Raw genomic sequence first — 20,501 nt, 5'->3', positions numbered from 1 at the left:
CTTCGTGATGCCGTAGCGGTGGGGCCAGTTCAGATCGGTCGGCCCCGCCGGTAAAGTCCTAAGTGTCGTGAGATACCCTGTTCGCACTGAGCAGCATGTACATCTCCAGCGCCTGACGGATCACCCCGGCGCGGGCCGCGGTATCCTCCTGCCCGGTGACCTGCGTACGCAACCCGTAGTTCAGCAAACCGCCATGCAGCAGCCAGGGCGCTTCCAGCTCGGTGGCCGAGACCTGAAAGCCCTGCTCCACCCCCAGCTCGGTCCGGCGTTCGCGCACCAGCGGCTTGAGGATCTGCTCCTGCACCACCTCCTTGTACCAGCCATAGACCTCGGCATCGCGCAGCGACGCGAAATGCCACAGCCGCAGCCAGACCGGCTGAAAGACCGTCTCGGTATAGCTCTCGTAGAAGGTCTGGAACCGCGTCAGCACCGGCAGGCTGCCATCGGCCAGCATCTCGTCCCAGGCCGGGTCCCAGCTTTCGAGGAAGACCCGCGCATAAACCGCCTCGATCAGGCTCTCCTTGCTGGGAAAGTAGCGATAGAGCAGCGGCTGGGTGATCCCCGCCCCGCGCGCCACGTCGCGGGTGCTGCCGTCAAAGCCGGTTTCGGCAAACAGGGTCACCGCCGCCTGCACGATCTCGTCCCGCCGGGCCTCTGGCGACAGGCGACGCCGGGGCGCGGCCTCTTTCTCGGCGGCATGTGTCTGCTTCTGTATGGCCACGGGAACTCCGCTGGAAACAATGAACTCTGCTCCCTAAAAGAGCCTATTCCGTGCTTGCAGTCCAGTTATTTATCGTGTGATAATTTTCACGGTAATCAAGGAGGGCTGCGCATGCGCCTGTGGGGACGGAAAACATCGGTCAACGTGCAGAAGGTTCTCTGGGCGCTTGAGGAACTGAGCCTCGACTATGAACGGCTCGATGCTGGCGGGGCCTTTGGCGGGTTGGATGATCCGGCCTATCTGGCGATGAACCCGATGCGCAAGGTGCCGACGCTGGTCGATGGCGATCTGGTGATCTGGGAGTCGAACGCCGTGGTGCGCTACCTGGCCCGGGCTTATGGCGATACGCTGGGGGGCCGCGATGCAGTCGAGGCCGGACGGGCCGACATGTGGATGGAGTGGTTCCAGAACAACCCCTACCCGCAGTTCATCGCCCTGTTCTACCAGCTGGTCCGCCTGCCCCGCGCCGAGCGCGATGCCGCGAAGCGCGATCATGCCATCAAGGTGGTCAGCGAGAATTTCACCATCCTCGACCGGCATCTGTCAGACCGCGACTTCGTCGCCGGGGAAGCGTTCACCATGGGTGACATCCCGGTGGGCTCGGCGCTTTATCGCTATTACACCCTGGACTTCGACCGCCCCGACCTGCCGGCGCTCGCCGCCTATTACGACCGGCTGAGCCAGCGGGCCGCGTACCGGGAGACTGTCATGATGTCTTATGACAGCCTCCGCGCGCCAGAGGCCTAGCCCATCACCAGGTCGAGCGATTGCATCACCGCGACCGAGAAGTCCTCGGGGCGATCCACGTTGATCACGTGTTTCGCGCCGGGGACGACGCTGAACTCGGACCCCGGGCAGGCCTCTGACATGGCGCGCATGGTCTCCGGCGTGGCGCCGCCGTCGTTCTCGCCCGCGACGAAATGCACCGGCACCTTCATCTGGCCGAGGTGGCGCAGGTAATCGAGCTTCATCAGCGCCTGCGCACAGCCGCGATAGCCCTCTTCGGTGGTCTTGAGGAACTCGGTCCGCAGCGCCGCCTCGCGCTCGGGGTGGTCGCGACGGGTCTCTTCCGACAGCCAGAACGGCACCGTGCCCTGCCAGATCGCCTCGACCCCGCCGGTCTCCATCTTGGCCAGCCGGTCATGCCAGCTCTGCACGAAGGGCGGCGGCGCATCGGCGCGACCGGCGCAGCAGACCAGCCGTTCGATCCGCTCGGGCGCGGTCAGCCCCATGCCCAGCGCGGTCATGCCGCCCAGCGACAGCCCCATGACGCTGGCCCTCTGCACCCCGTGGGCGTCGAGCACGCCAAAGGCATCGGCCACGATGTCGTCAAAGGTGTAGGGCGCCGGCGGCGTCGGGCTCTGGCCATGGCCGCGGATGTCGCAGCGGATCACGCGGTAGAATTGCTCGAGCAGCGGCAGCTGCGCCTCCCACATCGCCTGCGTGGCGCCAAGACTGTTGAGCAGCAGCAGCGCCGGGGCGTTTTTCGGTCCGCTGATGGTGGAATGAAGGGTCGTGGAAGTCATGCGAGCTCCAGTTTTCTGAGTTTGCGTTGCGTGTGGGATTGATGGGTCTGCAGGACCGCGTCGGCAAAGAGCACCATTGACCGGCGGGCGCGGGCGGCATCGGCCCAGGGGTGATCGGCCAGGACCAGCGTCCCGAAGCCGTCCAGCGCCGCCTGCAGCGCGTCGAGTTGCGCCATGACCTGCGCCGCCGTGCCGAAGAGCACGCAGGCGTCGAGCCGCGCCTCGAGCGTGGCGGCATCGGCGCCCGGCATCTGCGCGGCGAAATGCGTGCGGCAGGGGCTGCCCGGGGCCTTGACCAGCGCCTCGGCGCGGGCCGGGTCGTCGTCCACCACCACTGTCCGCGTGATGCGCCAGTCGGTGCGGCGGGCGCAGCGCGCACCATGGGTAGAGCCGGTGACATGCGCCGCCCAGTGCTGCGCCAGCGTGTCGGTATCGGCCCAGCAGGCGGACAGAGGCAGGTGGCCCTGGCGGGATTGCGTGCGGATAGCCTCGGGGCAGCTCGCCGGAGCGGCCAGCGGGCCGGGCGTGCGGGCCGCGCCCCTGCGCGGCACCCCGTCGACCGAAGCCAAACGCGGCCCGGTGGCCGGCGGGCGATCCGGCAGGATGCGCAGCAGCGGCGCGCCATGCGGATCGTCGTCAAAGCGGGGTTGCGTGTCTTCGCTGTAGAACTCGGAAAAGCCCAGCGCGGCGGCCAGTCCGGAGCGGTCGCTGCCGGGGCCCCTGCCCGGCCCGGTGATCCGGCCGGGACCGGGCGGAATGAACAGGTATCCAAGTTTCATGTCGGGCCTCCTCCACAGAGCGGAGGCTCTGACGCGGCCTCCTGTCATTGAAGGCTAGAGGCAGCAGGCCCTACATATGAAATAATATAAGCGGGCGGCAACCATCAGAAAACCTGATGGACGCCGCCCAGCGCCTCAGTGCAGGTCGTATTCTACCGGCCAGACGTGGCCACCGGCCTTGGCAGCATCGATGAAGTCCTGCATCACCTTGGTTCCGGGCATGCCACGGCCATCGGCATCAGCAGCCGCCTTGCGCGGCAGCTCGGCCAGGCTTTGCGCCCATTCCGCGCGCACGGCTTCCGGCAGTTCGGTAATGATCGCGCCGTTTTCTTTCAGCGCGGCCAGACCCGCGGCCTGGCTGTCATCCATCGCCTTGCCGTTGCGTTTCTCCCATTCCATGCCGACCTCGGTGATGATCTGGCGCAGGTCTTCAGGCAGGCTTGCCAGCTTCTTCTGGTTGGCGGTCAGCACCACCACCGGCATCGCGCCATAGCCGATCAGCGTGTAATAGGGCGCCGGTTCATAGTACTTGAAGCCGTTGTAGCCCGCCGGCGTCATCAGCCAGCCGTCATAGACCCCGGTCTTCAGCGCCATGTAGCCTTCGGGCAGGCTCGATTGCACCGGCACCGCGCCGGCATATTCCAGCCAAGGCAGGTTCGGCCCCGCCCCGCCGATCTTGACGCCCTTGAGGTCGGAGACCTGGGTCCATTCCTTCTTGGTACCGAGGTGATAATTGTCCCAAGCGCCCAGCCCCAGCAGGGTCTGGCCGAACTCCTGTTCGAACTGCTCCGAGAGCCAGGGGTTCTTGTCATAGACGACCCTGACTGCCGTGATCGCATCCGACGAGGCCTGCGGCCCGAACGGCTGGAAGTAGGGGAAGTTGTGCAGGTAGAGGTTCGACGGCTCGAAGCAGACGCAATAGCCGCCGAAGTCCAGCAGGCCGTTCTGTACGGCCTCCAGCGTTTCCGAGACGCCGGCAATGCCGCCGCCGTATGATTCGATGAAGTTCACCTTGTGATCGGTCTCTTCCTCGGCGCGGCGCTTCACCTCGGCGACAAAGAACTCGGACATGGTGGTGACATAGGGCGCTGGCCCCTTGGGGTGGCCCGAGCCGATGCGGAATGTGAAGCGGTCGGCCTGTGCCGCGCTGGCCAGCAACGCCGCGCCAAGCGCCGCGCCGATGAAAGTGCCTGTCAGTCTGGTGGTTACGGTCATGTCGATGATCCTCCCTTGATGGATTCCTGCCGCGAAATCGCGCCGGGGTCACCTCCTTAATGACCCTGACAGACTCGCGTCTGCCGGTAAGTGATACATTAATTTATCGGTCGATAAACAAAAATCTTGTGCAGCCCGTCGGGGCCGCCTAGTCTGGCAGGCAATTCAGCACCGAGGAGGAGTGATGAAACAACAACTGGCAATCGCCCGATGGGCGCATGTTCTGTCAGCCGGGTGGGTTTTCCTGCTTGCGCTGCTGATCATCGCCGATGTGCTGGGGCGCACCCTGTTCCTGCACCCGATCGCAGGAACCAAGGAAATCCTGCAGAATTCCGTGATCGCGGTGACCTTTCTGCAGCTGCCGCTGGCGGTCTATTCCGGATCTATGCTGCGCACCACATTGCTTCTCGACAACCTGGGACCCCGCGCCGCGCTGACCCTGCGGGTCTTTGCCTGGTTGATGGGCGCGGTGCTGTTTGCGGGCATCGCCTATGCCTCGCTGCCAGCGGCGCTCACCGCAGTCCGGCTGGGCGAATACGAAGGCGAAGGCGCCATGCGGATCTACACCTGGCCCGTCCGCTTTGCCCTTGTCGGCACCAGCGCCTTTGCCGCGCTGGCTTATATCTCGGTCCTGATCTCGGACCTGCGCGGGCGGGACCTCGACGCCACCTTCCGCCGCCCCACCCCGCAACCCGTACCGGAGCAGAGCTGACATGACCCTCACGATATTCGGCATCCTCGGCCTGCTGATGCTCTTCATCTTCATGGGCGTGCACCTTGCGGTGGCGCTCGGGACGGTGAGCTTTGTCGGCGTCTACTGGATGATGGGCAGCTTCGACATCGGCCTGTCGATCCTGTCGACCACCGCCTACGAGGCGCTGCGCAAGGACGTCTTCATCATCATCCCGCTCTTCGTGCTGATGGGCGATTTCGTCAGCCGCTCAGGCTCGGCCAAGGACCTCTATGCGTTGTGCAACCGCGCCTTCCGGCGTCTGCCCGGCTGTCTGGGCGTAGCGACGGTGGCGGGCAACGCGGTCTTTGCCGCGATCACCGGCGTCTCGATCGCCGCTGCCGCCACCTTCTCGCGCATCGCCTATCCCGAGATGGTGGCGATGGGCTATTCCAAGCGCTTCTCACTGGGCACCGTCGCCGGCAGCGCCTGTCTCGGCATGTTGATCCCGCCGTCGATCCTGATGATCGTCTGGGCGGTGCTGACCGAGCAATCCATCGGCGCGCTGTTCATCGCGGGCCTCGTGCCGGGGCTGATCCTCGCCGTGGCCTTCTGTGGCTGGTGCGTGGTCTATGCGATCCGCAACCCCGGCTGCGCGCCGATGCAGACCGCCGCCACCGACGTCAGCCCCGAAGAGCTGCGCCGCCAGTCGATCGGCGGCCTTGCCATCCTCGGGCTGATCGGCATCGTGATCGGCGGCATCTGGGGCGGCTTCCTGACCCCGACCGAGGCGGCAGGTTTCGGCACCATGGGCGCCTTCCTGCTGGGGCTGGCCAAGGGCATGACCCGCGAAGAGGTGCTCGAGGCAATCTATTCCGCCGGCCGCACCACCGCGCCGATCATGATCCTGCTCATTGCCGCCTCGATGTATTCCCGCTTTCTCGCCATGGGCGGGGCGACGCAGGTGATCACCGACCTGTTGTTCTCGGTCAGCGAGAACCCGGCGGTGGTGCTGGGGATCATCTTCAGCGTCTGGATCCTGCTGGGGATGTTCATCGACTCGACTTCGATCATCCTGCTGACCGTGCCGATCTTTGCGCCGGTGGCCGATGCTCTGGGGGTCGATCCGCTGGCCTTTGCGATCTTCGGCATCCTGGTGATCGAGGCCGGGCTGTTGACCCCGCCCTTCGGCATCCTGGTCTTTACCGTCAAGGCGGCGGTGCCAGACCGCGACGTGACCTTGGGCGACATCTTCCACGGGGCGGTGCCCTTCTGGATCCTGATCCTGATCGTCGCGATCCTGGTGCTGGTCTTCCCGAGCCTCAGCACATGGCTGCCCTACAACCTGATGTAGCCTGCGCTCATGACGGGGCCGTCCGGCCCCGCCCGACCTCCCCCGGGCTCCTGATCGGAGCGCCGGGGGTTTTCATTTTCGCGCTCTTGCAGCGGCCAGCCTCACGCCCCGCGACTGAGCGGCGGAATCTCCAGCGAGGAATTCAGCTCTTCCTGCAGGATATCTGCAAAGGCCTGCGCGGCCAGGCTCAGCGGCTGCTTGCGCGCGTGGATCATCATATAGGTCACGCTGAGCGGCGGATCGGCCAGCGGCACGATCTTGCGCCGGTCGCCGGCGAGATCGGGCAGGCAGAGGATGCCCGGCAGGATCGACAGCCAGTCGGAGTTGGCCACCAGATCGAGCGTGCCGTGCATCGTGTCAAGCTCGAGCTTGTCGGTCACGTCGATGCCGTTGACCGAGAGGTAGGTCTCGATCCGGTGACGCCGCGCATTGGTCGGCCCCGGCACCACCAGCTTCAGCTCGTCGATCTCGCGCAGGCGGATGCCGCCATCGCGCACCGGCAAGACCCGGTCGCGCGCATAGACCAGGCATTCCTGATCCTCGCCCATGGCGCGCGAAGCCAGCGCCTCGTTCAGATCAAAGCTCGCCGGAACCACGGCAAATTCCAGCCGCCCCTCGGCCACCTCGTCCGCCAGCGCGCCGGAATAGGCCTCGGAGATCGACACCCGCACCTCGGGGTATTCGGTCGCCATCCGCAGCAGCACCGCCGTCAGGACCGAGCGGGTGAAGGTCGGCATCAGCCCCACGTGCAGATGCCCCGTCACCGCGCCCGACAGCGTCTTGAGCCGGTCCTCGGCGTGGCCCGCCGCCGCGAGCACCTTGACCGCCTCGAGGTAGAAGGCCCGCCCCGCCTCGGTCGGCGTCACGCCCGAGGACGACCGGGTAAACAGCTGAACGTCATAGCGTTTCTCGATCTGGCTGACATGCATCGAGAGGCCCGATTGCGTCGCGTTGACCTTTTCGGCAGCGGCCGAGAACGACCCCTGCTCATAGACCGCCGCGAAATACCGCAACTGCTGCAACTTCATCCGGCCATCCTTTTTCCTGCTAACGACTATCCACTCTTATAACTATCTCTGAAGGCAGGGCATCCGGTAATTTTCGGCGATCCACCGAAAGAAGGAGCCGAAATGACCATGATCCCTGCACCCCTGCCCCGCCTGATGGTTGCGCCCAACGGCGCGCGGCGCGGCAAGTCCGATCACCCCGCCCTGCCCGTCACCGATGACGAGATGGTCGAGACCGCCCTCGCCTGTCAGGCCGCCGGCGCCGACGGCATCCACCTGCATCTGCGCGACCCCCAGGGCGCGCATTTGCTCGACGCCGGGCGCTATGCGACACTTGTCGCGCGGCTGGAAGAGGCGGTGCCGGGCATGTACCTGCAGATCACCTCGGAATCGGCCGGTCGCTACGACGCCGCCGAGCAACAGGCCATGATGAAGGCGCTGAAACCTGCCCATGTCTCGGTCGGCTTGCGCGAGATGGTGCGCCAGCCCGGCGACTGGCCCAAGGCGCGGGACTTCTACCTGTGGGCGGCGGATCACGGCGTGCAGATCCAGCACATCCTCTATTCCCCGGCCGAGGCCAAGGCCTTTGCCGAGGCCTGCCGCAACCGGCTGATCCCCGGCGAAAGCCACCTGCTGCTGTTCGTTCAGGGCAGCTATGCCAATGGCGCCGCCGATGCCGTACCGCTCGAGGGCTATCTGGCGCCGCTGGCCGAGGCCGGGATCGCCCATGACTGGATGGCCTGTGCCTTTGGCCCCGAAGAAACGCAAAGCCTCGTCCGCGCCGCCGAGCTGGGCGGCAAGCTGCGCGTCGGCTTCGAGAATTCGCTCTGGCATACAGACGGCTCGCTGGCGCGGGACAATGCCGATCGCGTCGCCGCGCTGAAAGCCGCTCTGCCGGCGCTGGCGCCGGCCTGAGAACGGCTAAACCCCGGTCCGAGGGGAGCGCTCGGACCGGGGACTTCCGGGAGTGGTGGCAAGACTGCGTGACGGTCCTGCCAGGGAGCGACCGGAAGGAACCTAGCCGATCAGATGCCGCAGCACATGGTGGAAGGTCTCGACCTGCGCCGGTTCCAGCCCGGCAAAGGCCTCGTCGGCATGGGCGTCAGCCACGCGCCAGCAGCGGTCGGCCTGGGCCTGCCCGGCCTCGGTCAGGGTGTAGCTCTCGCCCTCCTGCGCCACGAAATCGCGGTCTTCGAGGTTGACCAGCGCGGCATGCGCCTCGGTCTCGGGCGTGTGCAGATGGGTGACCAGTTGATCCGCCGTCAGCCCGGCAAGGTCGTTCAGCACCAGCAGGATGCGCGCCTCGATCACGCTGAGCCCCAGCGCCGCCATCTTCGGCTGATAGCGCGCCTGATAGGCCCGCACCGCCTGCAGCATCAGAAAGAACCCATGGTTGCCGATGCGGCCAGAGCCGGTCTGCCCGGTGCCTGCCGCGCCGGTGTCACCAAAGGCGTCGGGGTGGTTGTAGACCATGCCGTAGGAGCCCTGGTGGAAGATCAGCGGTGCCCGGCCGAAATCATCGAAGCCCACCACGCGACCGACAAAGATCCAGTGGTCGCCGCCGTCGAGCTTGGCATAGCTTTCGCACTGGAACCGCCCGGCGCAATCGGGAAACAGCGGCGCGCCGCCCAGACCCTCTTCATAGTCGATGCCGGCGAACTTGTCCGGTTGCTGCCGGGCGAAATGGTTCGACATGTGCATCTGGTCGGCGGCCAGGATGTTCACCGCGAAATGCGTGGCGCTTTCAAAGATGGCGCAGCTGCGCGCCTCCTTCATGCTGCTCCACAGGATCAGCGGCGGGTCCATCGACAGCGAGTTGAAGCTGCTGGCCGTCACACCCACCGTCGAGCCATCGGGCGCGCGGGCGGTGATGATCGTCACCCCGGTGGCAAAGTTGCCCAGCGCGCGGCGAAAGGCTTTTGCGTCGATGGCCGGTCGGGTCATCATGGTCATGTCAGGTCCTCCCTGGGTCGGGGGCGCAAGGCCCCCTGGTGCCTCATGCGGCGGCATTGATCGGTTCGGCCTTGGTCGCCTCCTGCAGCAGCGGAAGCACCTTCTCGCCCATCAGGATCATCGACTTGCGGCCCAGCTCGTAATCCGTCCAGTCGTGGCCGGCATAGACCAGGTGCTTGAACGGCCCGGTCTCTTCGCGCAGCGAGAGGATCTGATCGGCGACGGATTCGGCATCGCCGTGGATCACCAGACGGTCGAGCACGTAGTCCAGCGTGACCTCGTCATCGGGCATGTTCTGATCTTCCTTGAAGAGGTTGAGCCGCTTGCCGGCCCGCATCTTGGTCAGAAGCTGCGAGTAGTAGAGCACGTAAGGCGAGCCCGGATCGCGCGCATAGGCCCGCGCGGTTTCCATGTCGTCGGCGACGCAGATGTTCTTGGCCACGCGCCAATCGGCGTAATCGGGCACGATGCCGGCCTTCTGGCAGCCCTCGACGTATTTCGGCCAATGGGTCGCCGCCCATTTCGGCAGCAGGAAGTTGCCCGAGATCGGCTGCCAGCCGCGTTCGGCCATGGCGCTGACGCCCTTGGAGAATGGCGCGACAGCGGTGCCGACGATCGGCGGATGCGGGTCCTGATAGGGCTTCATGATGTCGCCCTGGCCGATCTCGCGCATCATCGTGCGCTCGGTCGAGACCTCCCAGAATTCGCCCTTGAGGTTGTAAGGCGCCTCGCCGGCCCAGATGTCCAGAACCATGTTGATGCTCTCGACGAACATTGCATTGCGGTCCTTGTCGATCGAGCCGAAGACCTCGGCGTCGGACATCAGCCCGCCGGGCGAGATGCCGAAGTTCAGCCGCCCTTCCAGCATGTGATCGAGCATCGCCACCTCGGCGGCGATCCGCGCGGGGTGCGAATTGGGCATGTTCACCGTGCCGGTGCCAAGGCGGATGTTCTTGGTCTCGTAGGCGAGGCTCGCCAGAAAGGCCACGCAGGAGGTGATGATCTCGGCCTGGTCGGTGGTGTGCTCGCCGCAATAGGCCTCGGCATAGCCCAGCTTGTCGGCCAGGAGGAACGCTTCGCGGTCTTCTTGCAGGCTTTTGGCATACGGCTTGCCGACCGGATGAATGGGCATCGTGAAAAACGACAGTTTCATGTGGGCTCCTCCTTGGCTTCGTCGTCACTGTGGCGCAGCGAGGCCAGTGGAAAAACTGAAACTTTCTGATGTTTACTATCTGGTTTTCGGATGGGTGGATGGTGGGTGTCGGTCGGACTTGGCGCCGGTCTGGCCGCGTGTGCCGCCCTGCGCGCCCTCAACTTCTGCTCACTCACCCCTGCTGCCAGTCAGACGCTATGCCCCGCCGGACAAAGATGCCCGGGGCGTTCAAGCTGATCTGAGGGATGATGGGGATGATGACCGCAGCGGCCGGCGGTCTTGGCGGCGCGACAGCGCAACGCCGTGAAAACCGCAGGCCCGGCAACACCGGGCCTGCGGCGGGGTCCGATCAGAGGGTGATGCCCTTGATCACCATGAAGATGGTGGCCGAGAGGATCGCCGCGGCGGGCACGGTGATGATCCAGGCCGCCACGATGGTCAGGAAGTGCGAGCGGCGCACCAGCTTGCGGCGGCGGCGCTCTTCGGGGGCCAGGTCCGGCAGGCCGATCTTCTGCTTGGTCTTGCGCAGCCGGCGCTCGGTGTCCCATTCGCGGAAGAAGCCGACGCCGAAGACGCCGCCCACGGCGATATGGGTCGAGCTTACCGGCAGGCCCAGCCAGCTGGCGACGATCACGGTGATCGCCGCCGAAAGCGCGACGCAATAGGCCCGCATCGGGTTGAGCTTGGTGATCTGGTTGCCGACCATGCGGATCAGCTTGGGCCCGAAGAGAAACAGGCCAAAGGAAATCCCCAGCGCGCCGATGCTCATCACCCACAGCGGGATCTGCACGGCCTGGGTGAAATCGCCGGTGGCCGAGGCCTGGACGATGGCGGCCAGCGGGCCCACCGCATTGGCCACGTCATTTGCGCCATGGGCAAAGCTCAGCATCGCCGCCGAGACGATCAGCGGAATGCCGAACAGCACCTTGAGCGACTTGTTGCGGTTCTCGAGGCCCTGCGACTGCTTCTTGATCACCGGGATCATCACCAGCCAGACCGCGACGGCACAGGCCAGACCGATCAGCAGCGCCATCGGCAATTCGATCTTGATGAGCTTCTTGAAGCCCTTGACCGCGAGATAGGCGGCAAAGGCGCCGGCCATGATGCCCACCAGCACCGGCACCCACTTGCGGGCGGCGGCGATCTTGTCGTCACGGTAGATGATGTTGGACTTGATGAACCACAGGAAACCGGCGGCGATCAGACCGCCCAGGAGCGGCGAGATCACCCAGCTGGCGGCGATGGCGCTCATCTGACCCCAGCTGACCGCGCCGAAGCCGGCAGCGGCGATGCCCGCGCCCATGACGCCGCCCACCACCGAGTGGGTGGTCGAAACCGGCGCGCCGATCCAGGTGGCGAGGTTGACCCAGAGCGCCGAGGCCAGGAGCGCCGCCATCATGGCAGAGATGAAGGCCGCCGAGGTGCCCATGCTTTCCGGTGCGATGATGCCCTTGGCGATGGTCGAGACAACGTCGCCACCGGCCAGAAGCGCGCCGGCGCTTTCGAAGACCGCGGCGATGACGATCGCCACGCCCATCGACATGGCATTGGCGCCCACCGCCGGGCCCATGTTGTTGGCCACGTCGTTGGCGCCGATATTCAGCGCCATGTAGGCGCCAAAGGCCGCGGCGATCACGACGATCAGCGTGTTGTCGGCCTGACCAAAGACCAGGGCGGCGATCAGCGCCGCAAAGACCACGAACATCAGCGCGATGCCGGTGCCCATCATCGGCCGGCTGACATAGGCCGTTGCCTGCTCGAGCGTGGACAATCGGCCGAGGTCGCGGTCCAGTGTCTCGAGGTGGCTGGGATCGAGGTTGTTGTCGGACATGGGTCCCTCCCGTAGTAATTCGGGCGGGCATACGGCAATCGCCTTTCTCAGGCAAGGAACACGTCAGGCGCGGCGTTCTGCCCGAAAGCCGCCGAGGATGCGCTTGAGCTCCGGCTCGTCGACCATCCGCGCGGCCTCTTCCGGCGTGACCCAGCGGCGATCGCGCTCGGCGGCCTCGGGGAAATCGTCGGCCAGCGCCTGCACCTCGATCGGAAAGACCAGGGTCTCGACCTTCACCGGCAGGCCGCTGTCGGCGGTCTTGTCGTAGCGATAGCTGCCGATCGGGCGTCGCGCGCGCTGACCGGGGCGCACGCCGGCCTCTTCCCAGGCCTCGGTGGCGGCGGCCTCGCTGGCGTTCTTGCCGCGCATCAGCCAGCCCTTGGGAATGATCCAGCGCCCGGTGCCGCGGCTGGTGATCAGCAGCAGCTGCGTGGCCCCCTCGCCCCGGCGATAACACAGCGCCGCGGTCTGCAGCCGCCGCGGACGCCGCAGCATCGGCGCCAGCCAGGCCAGCGGCCACGTGGCGCGCGCCAGAAACCGGCGGATCGTGCCGTGCCGGGGGGTGTCACTGGTCTGGTCGCTACGTCGCACTTGATACTCTGATCGCTCTGGTTTTCCACGAAAGCGCGCGTCTATCGCACCGGCGGGGCCGGTGCAAATCGGGCGCGATGCCGCACCCGATGACCTGCGCTCAGATCCGCCGACCGGCGGCGTCGAAGTTCATCTCGCGGGTCTCGTCCCAGTCGAGCATCACCTCTTCGCCCTCGCTCGGAAACGGCGCGGCCGCGTCCTGCCGCACGGTGATCTGGGTGTCATCAGCCGTCCTGAGATGGATCAGCGTCTCGGCCCCCAGCGCCTCGGAGTTCAGCACCCGCGCCTTGAGCTTGCCGGTGCCCGACACCACCACATGCTCGGGCCGGACACCGATCCGCGCCTCGTCGGCCCGGCCCAGCAGGCTGCCAGAGATGAAGTTGGTGGGCGGCGAGCCGATGAAGCCTGCAACGAACTCGGTCGCCGGATTGGCATAGACCTCTAGCGGCCCGCCGATCTGGTCGGCGACGCCGCCGTTCATCACGATCATCCGGTCGGCCATGGTCATCGCCTCGACCTGATCGTGGGTGACGTAGAGCGCGGTCACCCCCAACTCGCGCTGCAAGGCCTTGATCTCGAGCCGCATCTGCACCCGCAGCTTGGCATCGAGGTTCGACAGCGGCTCGTCGAACAGGAATACCGCCGGCTTGCGCACGATGGCGCGCCCCATGGCCACCCGCTGGCGCTGGCCGCCGGACAGCTCGCGCGGCTTGCGCTTGAGATAGGGTTCGAGCTGCAGGAGTTTTGCCGCCTGCCCCACCCGCTCCTCGATCTCGGCCTTCGGCACCTTGGCGATCTTCAACCCGTAGGCCATGTTGTCGAAGACCGACATATGCGGGTAAAGCGCGTAGTTCTGGAACACCATGGCGATGTCGCGGCCCATCGGCTCGACCTCGTTGACCCGCGAGCCGTCGATGCGCACCTCGCCTTCGGTAATCGTCTCGAGCCCGGCCACCATGCGCAGCAGCGTGGACTTGCCGCAGCCCGAGGGGCCGACGATGACGATGAATTCGCCATCCTCGACGTCGATCGAGACGCCGTGGATGACATCGGTCTTGCCGAAGGATTTCTTGACGTTGTCGAGTGTCAGCGTTGCCATGATTGTTATTTCTCGCTTTCCACTAGTCCGCGGATGAAGAGTTTCTGCATCCCCACCACCACCAGCACCGGCGGCACCATGGCAAGGATCGAGGTGGCCATGATCACCGGCCAGTCGGCCCAGTCGTCGCCCGACGGGAACATCTGCTTGATGCCCATGACGATGGTGTTCATCTCGGGGTCGGTGGTGATCAGCAGCGGCCAGAGGTACTGGTTCCAGCCATAGATGAAGAGGATGACGAAGAGCGCGGCGATATTGGTGCGGCTCATCGGCAGCAGGATGTCGAAGAAGAACCGCATCGGGCTGGCGCCATCCACCCGCGCGGCCTCGGCCAGTTCGTCCGGGACGGTCATGAAGAACTGCCGGAACAGGAAGGTGGCGGTGGCCGAGGCGACCAGCGGCAGGATCAGCCCCTGATAGCTGTTGAGCATGCCGAAGTTGGCGATCACCTCGTAGGTCGGCACGATCCGTACCTCGACCGGCAGCATCAGCGTCAGGAAGATCAGCCAGAAGAACAGCTTGCGCCCCGGAAAGCGGAAATAGACGATGGCAAAGGCCGAGAGCAGCGAAATCGCGATCTTGCCCAGCGCAATGCCCAGCGCCATCACCAGCGAGTTCCACAGCATCTGCGCCACCGGCGCATTGATGCCCGAGGTCAGCGCCTTGGCGTAGTTGTCGAGGAAATGCGGGCCCGGCAGCAGCGGCATCGGCGGCCGCACGATATCGGCATTGGTCACCGTCGAGGCGACGAAGGCCAGCCAGATCGGGAAGAAGATGAAGAGCACGCCGATGATCAGCCCGAGATGGGTCAGCCAGTGGCCGGCGCCGCGTTTCTCGACCATGCCGGTCGGCGGCGCCTTGCGCGGCTTGGGCGGCACGGCGGCGGCAAGGGGATCACGGGCGGTCAATAGTGCACCCTCCGCTCGATATACTTGAATTGCACCACGGTCAGGATCGACACGATGAACAGCAGGATCACCGATTGCGCCGCTGACGACCCGAGGTCCTGACCGACGAAACCGTCTGAATAGACCTTGTAGACCAGGATCGTCGTCGCCTGTTGCGGCCCGCCGGAGGTGATGGTGTGGATCACGCCGAAGGTCTCGAAGAAGGCGTAGATGATGTTGACCACCATCAGAAAGAACGTGGTCGGCGACAGCAGCGGAAAGACGATGGTGCGGAAGCGGGTCCAGAAATGCGCGCCGTCGATGGCAGCGGCCTCGATCACGCTGCGCGGGATCGCCTGAAGCCCGGCGAGGAAGAACAGGAAGTTGTAGCTGATCCGGCCCCAGGCCGAGGCCACCACCACAAGGCCCATGGCCTCGCCCTCATTGAGCACGTGGTTCCAGTCATAGCCCAGCTGGCCGAGATACCACGACACCACGCCGACGCGGGTGTTGAACATGAACATCCACAAGACACCCGCCACCGCCGGCGCCACCGCATACGGCCAGATCAGCAGTGTCCGGTAGGTGCCGGATCCCTTGATCAGCCGATCCGCCAGCACCGCGAGATAAAGCGCCACGCCCATCGAGACCACGGTGACCAGGATCGAGAACACTGCCGTGGTGACGAAAGAGGCGCGGTAGTAGCGATCCGACAGCAGGTATTCGAAGTTGCCCAGTCCCACCCATTGCATCGAGAGCCCGAAGGGATCGGGAATGAACAGCGATTGCCAGATCGCCTGCCCCGCCGGGTAGAAGAAGAACACGGCAGTGATCGCAATCTGCGGCAGGACCAGCAGAAGCGGCAGCCAGAGCCCCTTGAATGTGACGCGCTTTTCCATGGTGTCTCCGCGGTTGATGCGCGCCCCGGAACGATGCCCGGGGCGCGGCTGTGCCTGACGGCTTAGCGCGAGGACTGCTCGAAGCGGCGCAGCAGCGCGTTGCCGCGTTCCACTGCCGAATCGAGCGCGGTCTGCGCATCCTTGTCACCGGCCCAGACGGCCTCGAGTTCTTCGTCGATGATCCCGCGGATCTGGTCGAAGGATCCAAGGCGCAGGCCCTTGGAGTTGTTGGTCGGCTCCTTGGCCGTCATTTGCGTGACCGCGATGTCGGTGCCCGGGTTCTCGTCATAGAAGCCCTGGCTGCGGGTCAGCTCGCCGGCCTCGGCGGTGATCGGCAGATAGCCGGTGTCCTGGTGCCACTTGGCCTGGATCTCCGGGCTCGACAGGAAGTTGAGGAAGGCGGCGACGCCCTTGTATTCCTCTTCCGTCTGACCCTCCATCACCCAGAGCGAGGCCCCACCGATGATGGTGTTCTGCGGCTCGTCGGCAACGGATTCCCAATAGGGCAGCGGCCGCACCTCGAAGTCGAACTGCGCCTCGGCCTTGATGCCGGCATAACCGGCCGAGCTCTCGGTGAAGAGCGCGCATTCGCCGGCGCGGAAGTTGGCACCGCCCTCGTTGCGGCGGCCGGCATAGATGAACTTGCCGTCCTTGGCCCAGTCGGCCATCGCCTGGATGTGCGTGACCTGCGGCTCGCCGTTGAACGCCAGTTCGGTGTCGGTGCCGCCGAAGCCGTTGTCCTTGGTGGCGAAAGGCACGTCATGATAGGCCGAGAAGTTCTCGAGATGGATCCAGCTCTGCCAGGCGGTGGTCATCGGGCAGTCGACGCCGGCCTCTTTCAGCTGGTCGAGGACCGAGCCCACCTTTTCCCATGTCGAGAGATCGGTGTCGGGGTCGATGCCGGCCTCCTGCAGCTTGTCGCGGTTGACCCAGAGCACCGGGGTCGACGAGTTGAACGGCAGCGAGAGCATGTCGCCGTCCGCCGAGGTGTAGTAGCCCTTGACCGAGCCGATGTATTTCGACTGGTCGAACTCGGCGCCGCCCATCTGCATCACTTCGTGCACCGGCTTGATCGCGCCCTTGGCGGCCATCATCGTCGCGGTGCCGACCTCGAAGACCATCAGGATGTCGGGCTGTTCGCCGGCGCGGAAGGCCGCGATGCCGGCGTTCAGGGTTTCCGAGTAGTTGCCCTTGTGGGTCGCCACGACGGCATAGTCGGACTGCGAGCCGTTGAAGGTTTCCACCTGCTCGGCCACCAGTTCACCGAGCCGGCCGGTAAAGGCGTGCCACATCTCGATTTCGGTCTGCGCCATGGCGGATTGCGCCGAGCCCAGAACGGCCGCGGTGGCCAATAAGCTGATCGTGTGTTTCATCTCTTACTCCCTGGTTTGAGGATTTGACGGCCTGTTGCCGCCCTGCTTCCGCGCGTTATCATCGCGCGTTGAAGAACGTGTGACACCGCGGCGCTCATGGCCGCCTCACGAGGTAATCGGGCGTTATTCCGGTCATCGCCACCGCGCGACCGGCATCGAGCCCGGCAAAGAAGCCGAAATCGGTGATCAGCGCCGAGGCGACGCCGGCGGTCTGCGCGCCGAGGATGTCGGTGTGCAGGCTGTCGCCCACCATCAGCACCCGGCCGCGATCCACCGGGCCGATCCGGGCAAAGGCCAGGTCAAAGATATTGCCGAACGGCTTGCCGAAGAATTCCGGCGTGACGCCGGTGCTGTCGGCCAGCCTGTGGGCGAAATGGCCGGGTTCGGCGGAAAAGCCGGTCTCGCGCGGGGCGACGATATCGGGGTTGCCGACCAGAACGGGCCGTGGGCGGCGCGCCAGAGCGGCCTCGAGCAGGGTCTGCCGCGCCTCGGTCCAGACCGCGCTGCCCACCAGCAGGAAGCCGTCGACGGCATCATAGGCCGCCGGGTCTTCCTGAAGATAGGTCAGGTTCAGCCCCTCAAGATCGCGCAGCCCCGCCGCCGGTGTCGCCATCAGCCCCCAGTGCAGCCCGCGCCGCCCGTTCAGCCCGGCCAGCAGCGTGGCGCGGCTAGTGATGATGTCCTCGCCGGCAAAGTCATAGCCCAGACGGGCGTATTTCTCGATCAACGTCGCATGGGGAAAGCCGGCGGCGTTCGACACCACCAGCACCCGCTTGCCCGCCGCCTTGAGCGCGGCAATGCGTCCGGGCGTCTCGGGGATCGCGGTCTCGCCGATGTTGAGCACACCGAAAGCGTCGAGCAGGAAGACGTCGAATTTCTCGGCCAACTCCTCCAGCGTCTCGCAGCTGCGGCTGGCCACTTGCCCATTTGAGGCGGGCGGCAGCCGGTGGCGCACGGCCTCGTAGGCCGCAAAGGCGATATCGGCGGTCAGCGCGGTCAAATGATCGCCCCCCGCACCTTGGCCGAGACCCATTCGCTGATGACGACAGCGGCGAGGATCACCAGCAGGATCAGGCTGACCTGCGGCCAGGCCAGCACGTTGAGCGAGGCCGAGAGCTGCAGCCCGATGCCGCCTGCCCCCACCAGCCCCAGCACGGTGGATTCGCGGATGTTGATGTCCCAGCGGAACACCGCGATGCCGGCAAAGGCCGGCATGATCTGCGGCACGATCCCGTAGGCCATGACCTGCCAGCGGCTGGCGCCGGTGGCGGTGATCGCCTCGACCTGGGCATGGTCGATTTCCTCGATCGCCTCGTAGAGCAGCTTGGCGCAGAATCCGACCGAGCGGATGGCGATGGCCACCACCCCGGCAAATACCCCCGGCCCGATGATGGCGATCAGCAAGAGCGCCCAGATCAGCGAGTTGATCGAGCGGGTCGAGACGATGATCAGAAGTGCCACGGGCCGGATCAGCAGCTTCGACGGCGTGGTGTTGCGCGCGGCGAGAAAGGCCACCGGCACCGCGAGGAACAGCGCGATGATCGTGCCCAATGTGGCGATGTTGAGCGTGTCCCAGATCGGCCGGCCCAGCTGGGTGATGTATTCCCAGCGCGGCGGCGTCGCCCGCGTCCAGATGTCATTGGCGATGCGCGGCGCGTCCCAGACGAAGAACCATGTCGTGCTTTCCGAAATGATCTGCCAGCAGATTGCAAAGACAACCAGCCCCGCCAGCCATCCGCCCCAGCGCATCGCCTTTTCGCGTGGGGTCCGCAGTCTCCAGACCTGCGCGCCGTCTTTTTCCAGAACCGGCATTACTGCACCCTCGCGCGGATGATGCCGGACAGGTATTCCAGCGCCATGACGATGCCGATGATCAGGATCAGGATCGCCGCGGCGGTGTCATATTCGTAGCGGTCAAACGCGGTGTTGAGCGTCGCGCCAATGCCGCCGGCGCCGACCAGCCCGAGGATCGCGCTTTCGCGAAAATTGATGTCGATGCGGTACATGCTGAGGCCAACAAGTCGTGGCATTACTTGTGGTTGCACGCCGTAGTTGATCCACTGCATCCAGCGCGCCCCGGAGGCCCGGATCGCCTCGGCCTGCACCTTGTCCATCGCCTCGATATCCTCGGCCAACAGCTTCGAGAGGAACCCGATGGTGGCGAAGGACAGCGTCAGGAAGCCCGCCAGCGGGCCGAAGCCGAAGATCGCCACCAGCAGGATCGCCACGATGATTTCCTGCAGCGCCCGGCTGATCGCGACGATGCCGCGGCAGATCACGTAGACCGGCAGTGGCGCCACGTTGCGCGCCGCGCCAAGCCCGATGGGGATCGAGATCGCGATGCCCACCACGGACGCCGCCACCGTCATCACGATGCTCTCCAGCAGCCCGCCCCAGATGTCGCTGGCGCGGCTGACGAAATCCGGCCGGGTGAACGAAAGCACGAACTGCCAGCCGCGGTCGAGCCCGGCATAGACCCGGCTCCAGTCGACCTCGATGGTCAGGAAGGCCGCCACCAGGTAGGCGAGAAAGCCCAGCGTCAGCCCCCAGCGCAGCGCCGGGTTCCTGACGAAATGCGGCTTGCGCCACCCCTTGCCCAGCATGTCGTCCAGCTCTCGATGGCTCATTCCGCGGCCTCGATCTCTTCTTCGTCCTCGACCTTTTCGATGGTGGCTTCCCAATCTTCCTCGCCGTAGATCTCGGTCAGCTTGTCAGGCGTCAGCCCGTCCGGCGGCCCGTCAAAGACGATCTCGCCGAACCGCAAGCCCACGATGCGCGGCACGAACATCTGCGCCAGAAGAACGTCGTGAATGTTGATGATCGCCGCCAGCCCGCGCTCGCGGCAAAGCTCTGTGATCAGCCGCATGATCTGCCGGCTGGTCTTGGGATCGAGCGAGGCTGTGGGTTCATCGACCAGCAAGAGCTTCGGGTCCTGGATCAGCGCGCGGCAAATGCCCACCCGCTGGCGCTGCCCGCCCGACAGCTCGTCGGCGCGCTTGTCGGCCATGTGCAACAGCCCCACCCGGTCGAGCAGGCGAAAGGCCTCGTCGACATCGGTCTGCGGATAGCGCCGCAGGAACGACCGCCAGAAGCCGACATAGCCCAGTCGGCCGGACAGCACGTTCTCCATCACCGTCAGCCGCTCGACCAGCGCATATTCCTGAAAGATCATTCCCATCTCGCGCCGCGCCCGGCGCAGCGCGCCGGGGCCCAGACGGGTCAGATCGGTGCCGTCCAGCATCACCGCGCCGCTGGTCGGTTCGACCAGCCGGTTGATGCAGCGGATCAGGGTCGACTTGCCCGCGCCCGACGGCCCGATCAGTGCCAGCACCTGCCCCGCGGGCACGTCGAGATCGACGCTTTTCAGCGCGAGATCCCCGGTCTTGTAGGTCTTGGTCAGCTTCTGAAGGCTCAGCATTAATATTCCCGACACGGCAAAGGGA

The 20,501-nt window shown here is 65.5% G+C and carries 21 protein-coding genes; 4 read left to right on the top strand and 17 right to left on the bottom strand.

Translation table 11 applies throughout. The features are described from left to right. Positions 1 to 58: 58 nt before the first annotated feature. Positions 59 to 721 carry a TetR/AcrR family transcriptional regulator gene (locus tag ACN0SE_RS06430; RefSeq protein ID WP_417523672.1) on the bottom strand — a complete coding sequence of 221 codons (663 nt, stop codon included), beginning with the start codon at positions 719 to 721 and terminating at the stop codon, positions 59 to 61. 111 nt (positions 722 to 832) lie between these two features. Here ACN0SE_RS06430 and ACN0SE_RS06425 point away from each other — a divergent pair, with 111 nt between their 5' ends. Continuing rightward, positions 833 to 1,468, top strand: a complete 636-nt coding sequence (locus ACN0SE_RS06425; RefSeq protein WP_417523671.1) for a glutathione S-transferase family protein — start codon at positions 833 to 835, stop codon at positions 1,466 to 1,468. On the opposite strand, the gene ACN0SE_RS06420 is transcribed toward ACN0SE_RS06425, so the two are convergent. The 3 genes from ACN0SE_RS06420 to ACN0SE_RS06410 form a co-directional block, all read right to left on the bottom strand. Then, the gene (locus ACN0SE_RS06420) at positions 1,465 to 2,247 is read right to left on the bottom strand and encodes an alpha/beta fold hydrolase (RefSeq protein ID WP_417523670.1); all 783 of its coding nucleotides are present in this window, start codon (positions 2,245 to 2,247) and stop codon (positions 1,465 to 1,467) included. The genes ACN0SE_RS06425 and ACN0SE_RS06420 overlap by 4 nt on opposite strands. Then, positions 2,244 to 3,026 (bottom strand): hypothetical protein, encoded by a 783-nt coding sequence (locus ACN0SE_RS06415; protein WP_417523669.1) that lies wholly within the window; start codon positions 3,024 to 3,026, stop codon positions 2,244 to 2,246. The genes ACN0SE_RS06420 and ACN0SE_RS06415 overlap by 4 nt, the downstream gene beginning before the upstream one ends. A gap of 135 nt (positions 3,027 to 3,161) precedes the next feature. Beyond that, a complete protein-coding gene (locus tag ACN0SE_RS06410) occupies positions 3,162 to 4,241 on the bottom strand; it encodes a C4-dicarboxylate TRAP transporter substrate-binding protein (RefSeq protein WP_417523668.1) in 1,080 nt (359 codons plus the stop codon). Positions 4,242 to 4,425: 184 nt separating this feature from the next. Between ACN0SE_RS06410 and ACN0SE_RS06405 the strand changes: the two genes are divergently transcribed. Together ACN0SE_RS06405 and ACN0SE_RS06400 are read left to right on the top strand one after the other, a co-directional pair. After that, positions 4,426 to 4,953, top strand: a complete 528-nt coding sequence (locus ACN0SE_RS06405; protein ID WP_417523667.1) for a TRAP transporter small permease — start codon at positions 4,426 to 4,428, stop codon at positions 4,951 to 4,953. Position 4,954: 1 nt separating this feature from the next. Next, complete coding sequence (locus ACN0SE_RS06400) at positions 4,955 to 6,265, top strand: TRAP transporter large permease (RefSeq protein WP_417523666.1); 1,311 nt, start codon at positions 4,955 to 4,957, stop codon at positions 6,263 to 6,265. Positions 6,266 to 6,366: 101 nt separating this feature from the next. Here the strand turns inward: ACN0SE_RS06400 and ACN0SE_RS06395 are convergent, their stop codons facing one another. After that, positions 6,367 to 7,293, bottom strand: a complete 927-nt coding sequence (locus tag ACN0SE_RS06395) for a LysR family transcriptional regulator (protein WP_417523665.1) — start codon at positions 7,291 to 7,293, stop codon at positions 6,367 to 6,369. A 108-nt stretch (positions 7,294 to 7,401) separates the two neighbouring features. On the opposite strand from ACN0SE_RS06395, the gene ACN0SE_RS06390 reads away from it, so the two are divergent. Beyond that, complete coding sequence (locus ACN0SE_RS06390; protein ID WP_417523664.1) at positions 7,402 to 8,187, top strand: 3-keto-5-aminohexanoate cleavage protein; 786 nt, start codon at positions 7,402 to 7,404, stop codon at positions 8,185 to 8,187. A 102-nt stretch (positions 8,188 to 8,289) separates the two neighbouring features. Here the strand turns inward: ACN0SE_RS06390 and ACN0SE_RS06385 are convergent, their stop codons facing one another. From ACN0SE_RS06385 to phnC, 12 genes are all read right to left on the bottom strand, one after another. Continuing rightward, positions 8,290 to 9,225 carry a p-hydroxyphenylacetate 3-hydroxylase reductase component gene (locus ACN0SE_RS06385; RefSeq protein WP_417523663.1) on the bottom strand — a complete coding sequence of 312 codons (936 nt, stop codon included), beginning with the start codon at positions 9,223 to 9,225 and terminating at the stop codon, positions 8,290 to 8,292. Positions 9,226 to 9,268: 43 nt separating this feature from the next. Continuing rightward, positions 9,269 to 10,378: an LLM class flavin-dependent oxidoreductase gene (locus ACN0SE_RS06380; protein ID WP_417523662.1), complete on the bottom strand. Its 1,110-nt coding sequence runs from the start codon at positions 10,376 to 10,378 to the stop codon at positions 9,269 to 9,271. A 349-nt stretch (positions 10,379 to 10,727) separates the two neighbouring features. Then, the gene (locus ACN0SE_RS06375; RefSeq protein WP_417523661.1) at positions 10,728 to 12,209 is read right to left on the bottom strand and encodes an inorganic phosphate transporter; all 1,482 of its coding nucleotides are present in this window, start codon (positions 12,207 to 12,209) and stop codon (positions 10,728 to 10,730) included. A gap of 63 nt (positions 12,210 to 12,272) precedes the next feature. Next, positions 12,273 to 12,800 (bottom strand): NUDIX hydrolase, encoded by a 528-nt coding sequence (locus ACN0SE_RS06370; protein ID WP_417523660.1) that lies wholly within the window; start codon positions 12,798 to 12,800, stop codon positions 12,273 to 12,275. Between the two features lie 100 nt (positions 12,801 to 12,900). Continuing rightward, the gene (locus ACN0SE_RS06365) at positions 12,901 to 13,899 is read right to left on the bottom strand and encodes an ABC transporter ATP-binding protein (RefSeq protein WP_417523659.1); all 999 of its coding nucleotides are present in this window, start codon (positions 13,897 to 13,899) and stop codon (positions 12,901 to 12,903) included. A gap of 5 nt (positions 13,900 to 13,904) precedes the next feature. Beyond that, on the bottom strand, positions 13,905 to 14,741 hold the full coding sequence (ugpE, locus tag ACN0SE_RS06360) for a sn-glycerol-3-phosphate ABC transporter permease UgpE (protein ID WP_417523688.1): 837 nt from the start codon (positions 14,739 to 14,741) through the stop codon (positions 13,905 to 13,907). A 62-nt stretch (positions 14,742 to 14,803) separates the two neighbouring features. After that, on the bottom strand, positions 14,804 to 15,685 hold the full coding sequence (gene ugpA, locus ACN0SE_RS06355; RefSeq protein ID WP_417523658.1) for a sn-glycerol-3-phosphate ABC transporter permease UgpA: 882 nt from the start codon (positions 15,683 to 15,685) through the stop codon (positions 14,804 to 14,806). A gap of 62 nt (positions 15,686 to 15,747) precedes the next feature. Next, positions 15,748 to 17,058, bottom strand: a complete 1,311-nt coding sequence (gene ugpB, locus ACN0SE_RS06350; protein WP_417523657.1) for a sn-glycerol-3-phosphate ABC transporter substrate-binding protein UgpB — start codon at positions 17,056 to 17,058, stop codon at positions 15,748 to 15,750. Positions 17,059 to 17,152: 94 nt separating this feature from the next. Then, positions 17,153 to 18,091 carry an HAD-IIA family hydrolase gene (locus tag ACN0SE_RS06345; protein WP_417523656.1) on the bottom strand — a complete coding sequence of 313 codons (939 nt, stop codon included), beginning with the start codon at positions 18,089 to 18,091 and terminating at the stop codon, positions 17,153 to 17,155. Then, positions 18,055 to 18,870 carry a phosphonate ABC transporter, permease protein PhnE gene (gene phnE / locus ACN0SE_RS06340; RefSeq protein WP_417523655.1) on the bottom strand — a complete coding sequence of 272 codons (816 nt, stop codon included), beginning with the start codon at positions 18,868 to 18,870 and terminating at the stop codon, positions 18,055 to 18,057. The genes ACN0SE_RS06345 and phnE (ACN0SE_RS06340) overlap by 37 nt, the downstream gene beginning before the upstream one ends. After that, a complete protein-coding gene (phnE, locus tag ACN0SE_RS06335) occupies positions 18,870 to 19,685 on the bottom strand; it encodes a phosphonate ABC transporter, permease protein PhnE (RefSeq protein WP_417523654.1) in 816 nt (271 codons plus the stop codon). Before phnE (ACN0SE_RS06335) ends, phnE (ACN0SE_RS06340) begins: the two co-directional genes overlap by 1 nt. Further along, complete coding sequence (gene phnC / locus ACN0SE_RS06330) at positions 19,682 to 20,476, bottom strand: phosphonate ABC transporter ATP-binding protein (protein ID WP_417523653.1); 795 nt, start codon at positions 20,474 to 20,476, stop codon at positions 19,682 to 19,684. The genes phnE (ACN0SE_RS06335) and phnC overlap by 4 nt, the downstream gene beginning before the upstream one ends. Positions 20,477 to 20,501 lie beyond the last annotated feature (25 nt).

Source organism: Marinovum sp. (assembly GCF_048263515.1).
Classification (GTDB): domain Bacteria; phylum Pseudomonadota; class Alphaproteobacteria; order Rhodobacterales; family Rhodobacteraceae; genus Marinovum.
Note: the sequence above shows the minus strand (reverse complement) of the source record. Positions and strands in the feature narration are given on the sequence as shown.

Coding starts and splice junctions, on each gene's coding strand:
- ACN0SE_RS06425 (WP_417523671.1), top strand. CDS start 833: ATGCGCCTGTGGGGACGGAAAACATCGGTCAACGTGCAGAAGGTTCTC.
- ACN0SE_RS06420 (WP_417523670.1), bottom strand. CDS start 2,247: ATGACTTCCACGACCCTTCATTCCACCATCAGCGGACCGAAAAACGCC.
- ACN0SE_RS06415 (WP_417523669.1), bottom strand. CDS start 3,026: ATGAAACTTGGATACCTGTTCATTCCGCCCGGTCCCGGCCGGATCACC.
- ACN0SE_RS06410 (WP_417523668.1), bottom strand. CDS start 4,241: ATGACCGTAACCACCAGACTGACAGGCACTTTCATCGGCGCGGCGCTT.
- ACN0SE_RS06405 (WP_417523667.1), top strand. CDS start 4,426: ATGAAACAACAACTGGCAATCGCCCGATGGGCGCATGTTCTGTCAGCC.
- ACN0SE_RS06400 (WP_417523666.1), top strand. CDS start 4,955: ATGACCCTCACGATATTCGGCATCCTCGGCCTGCTGATGCTCTTCATC.
- ACN0SE_RS06395 (WP_417523665.1), bottom strand. CDS start 7,293: ATGAAGTTGCAGCAGTTGCGGTATTTCGCGGCGGTCTATGAGCAGGGG.
- ACN0SE_RS06390 (WP_417523664.1), top strand. CDS start 7,402: ATGATCCCTGCACCCCTGCCCCGCCTGATGGTTGCGCCCAACGGCGCG.
- ACN0SE_RS06385 (WP_417523663.1), bottom strand. CDS start 9,225: ATGACCATGATGACCCGACCGGCCATCGACGCAAAAGCCTTTCGCCGC.
- ACN0SE_RS06380 (WP_417523662.1), bottom strand. CDS start 10,378: ATGAAACTGTCGTTTTTCACGATGCCCATTCATCCGGTCGGCAAGCCG.
- ACN0SE_RS06375 (WP_417523661.1), bottom strand. CDS start 12,209: ATGTCCGACAACAACCTCGATCCCAGCCACCTCGAGACACTGGACCGC.
- ACN0SE_RS06365 (WP_417523659.1), bottom strand. CDS start 13,899: ATGGCAACGCTGACACTCGACAACGTCAAGAAATCCTTCGGCAAGACC.
- ugpE (WP_417523688.1), bottom strand. CDS start 14,741: ATGGTCGAGAAACGCGGCGCCGGCCACTGGCTGACCCATCTCGGGCTG.
- ugpA (WP_417523658.1), bottom strand. CDS start 15,685: ATGGAAAAGCGCGTCACATTCAAGGGGCTCTGGCTGCCGCTTCTGCTG.
- ugpB (WP_417523657.1), bottom strand. CDS start 17,058: ATGAAACACACGATCAGCTTATTGGCCACCGCGGCCGTTCTGGGCTCG.
- ACN0SE_RS06345 (WP_417523656.1), bottom strand. CDS start 18,091: ATGGGTCTCGGCCAAGGTGCGGGGGGCGATCATTTGACCGCGCTGACC.
- phnE (WP_417523655.1), bottom strand. CDS start 18,870: ATGCCGGTTCTGGAAAAAGACGGCGCGCAGGTCTGGAGACTGCGGACC.
- phnE (WP_417523654.1), bottom strand. CDS start 19,685: ATGAGCCATCGAGAGCTGGACGACATGCTGGGCAAGGGGTGGCGCAAG.
- phnC (WP_417523653.1), bottom strand. CDS start 20,476: ATGCTGAGCCTTCAGAAGCTGACCAAGACCTACAAGACCGGGGATCTC.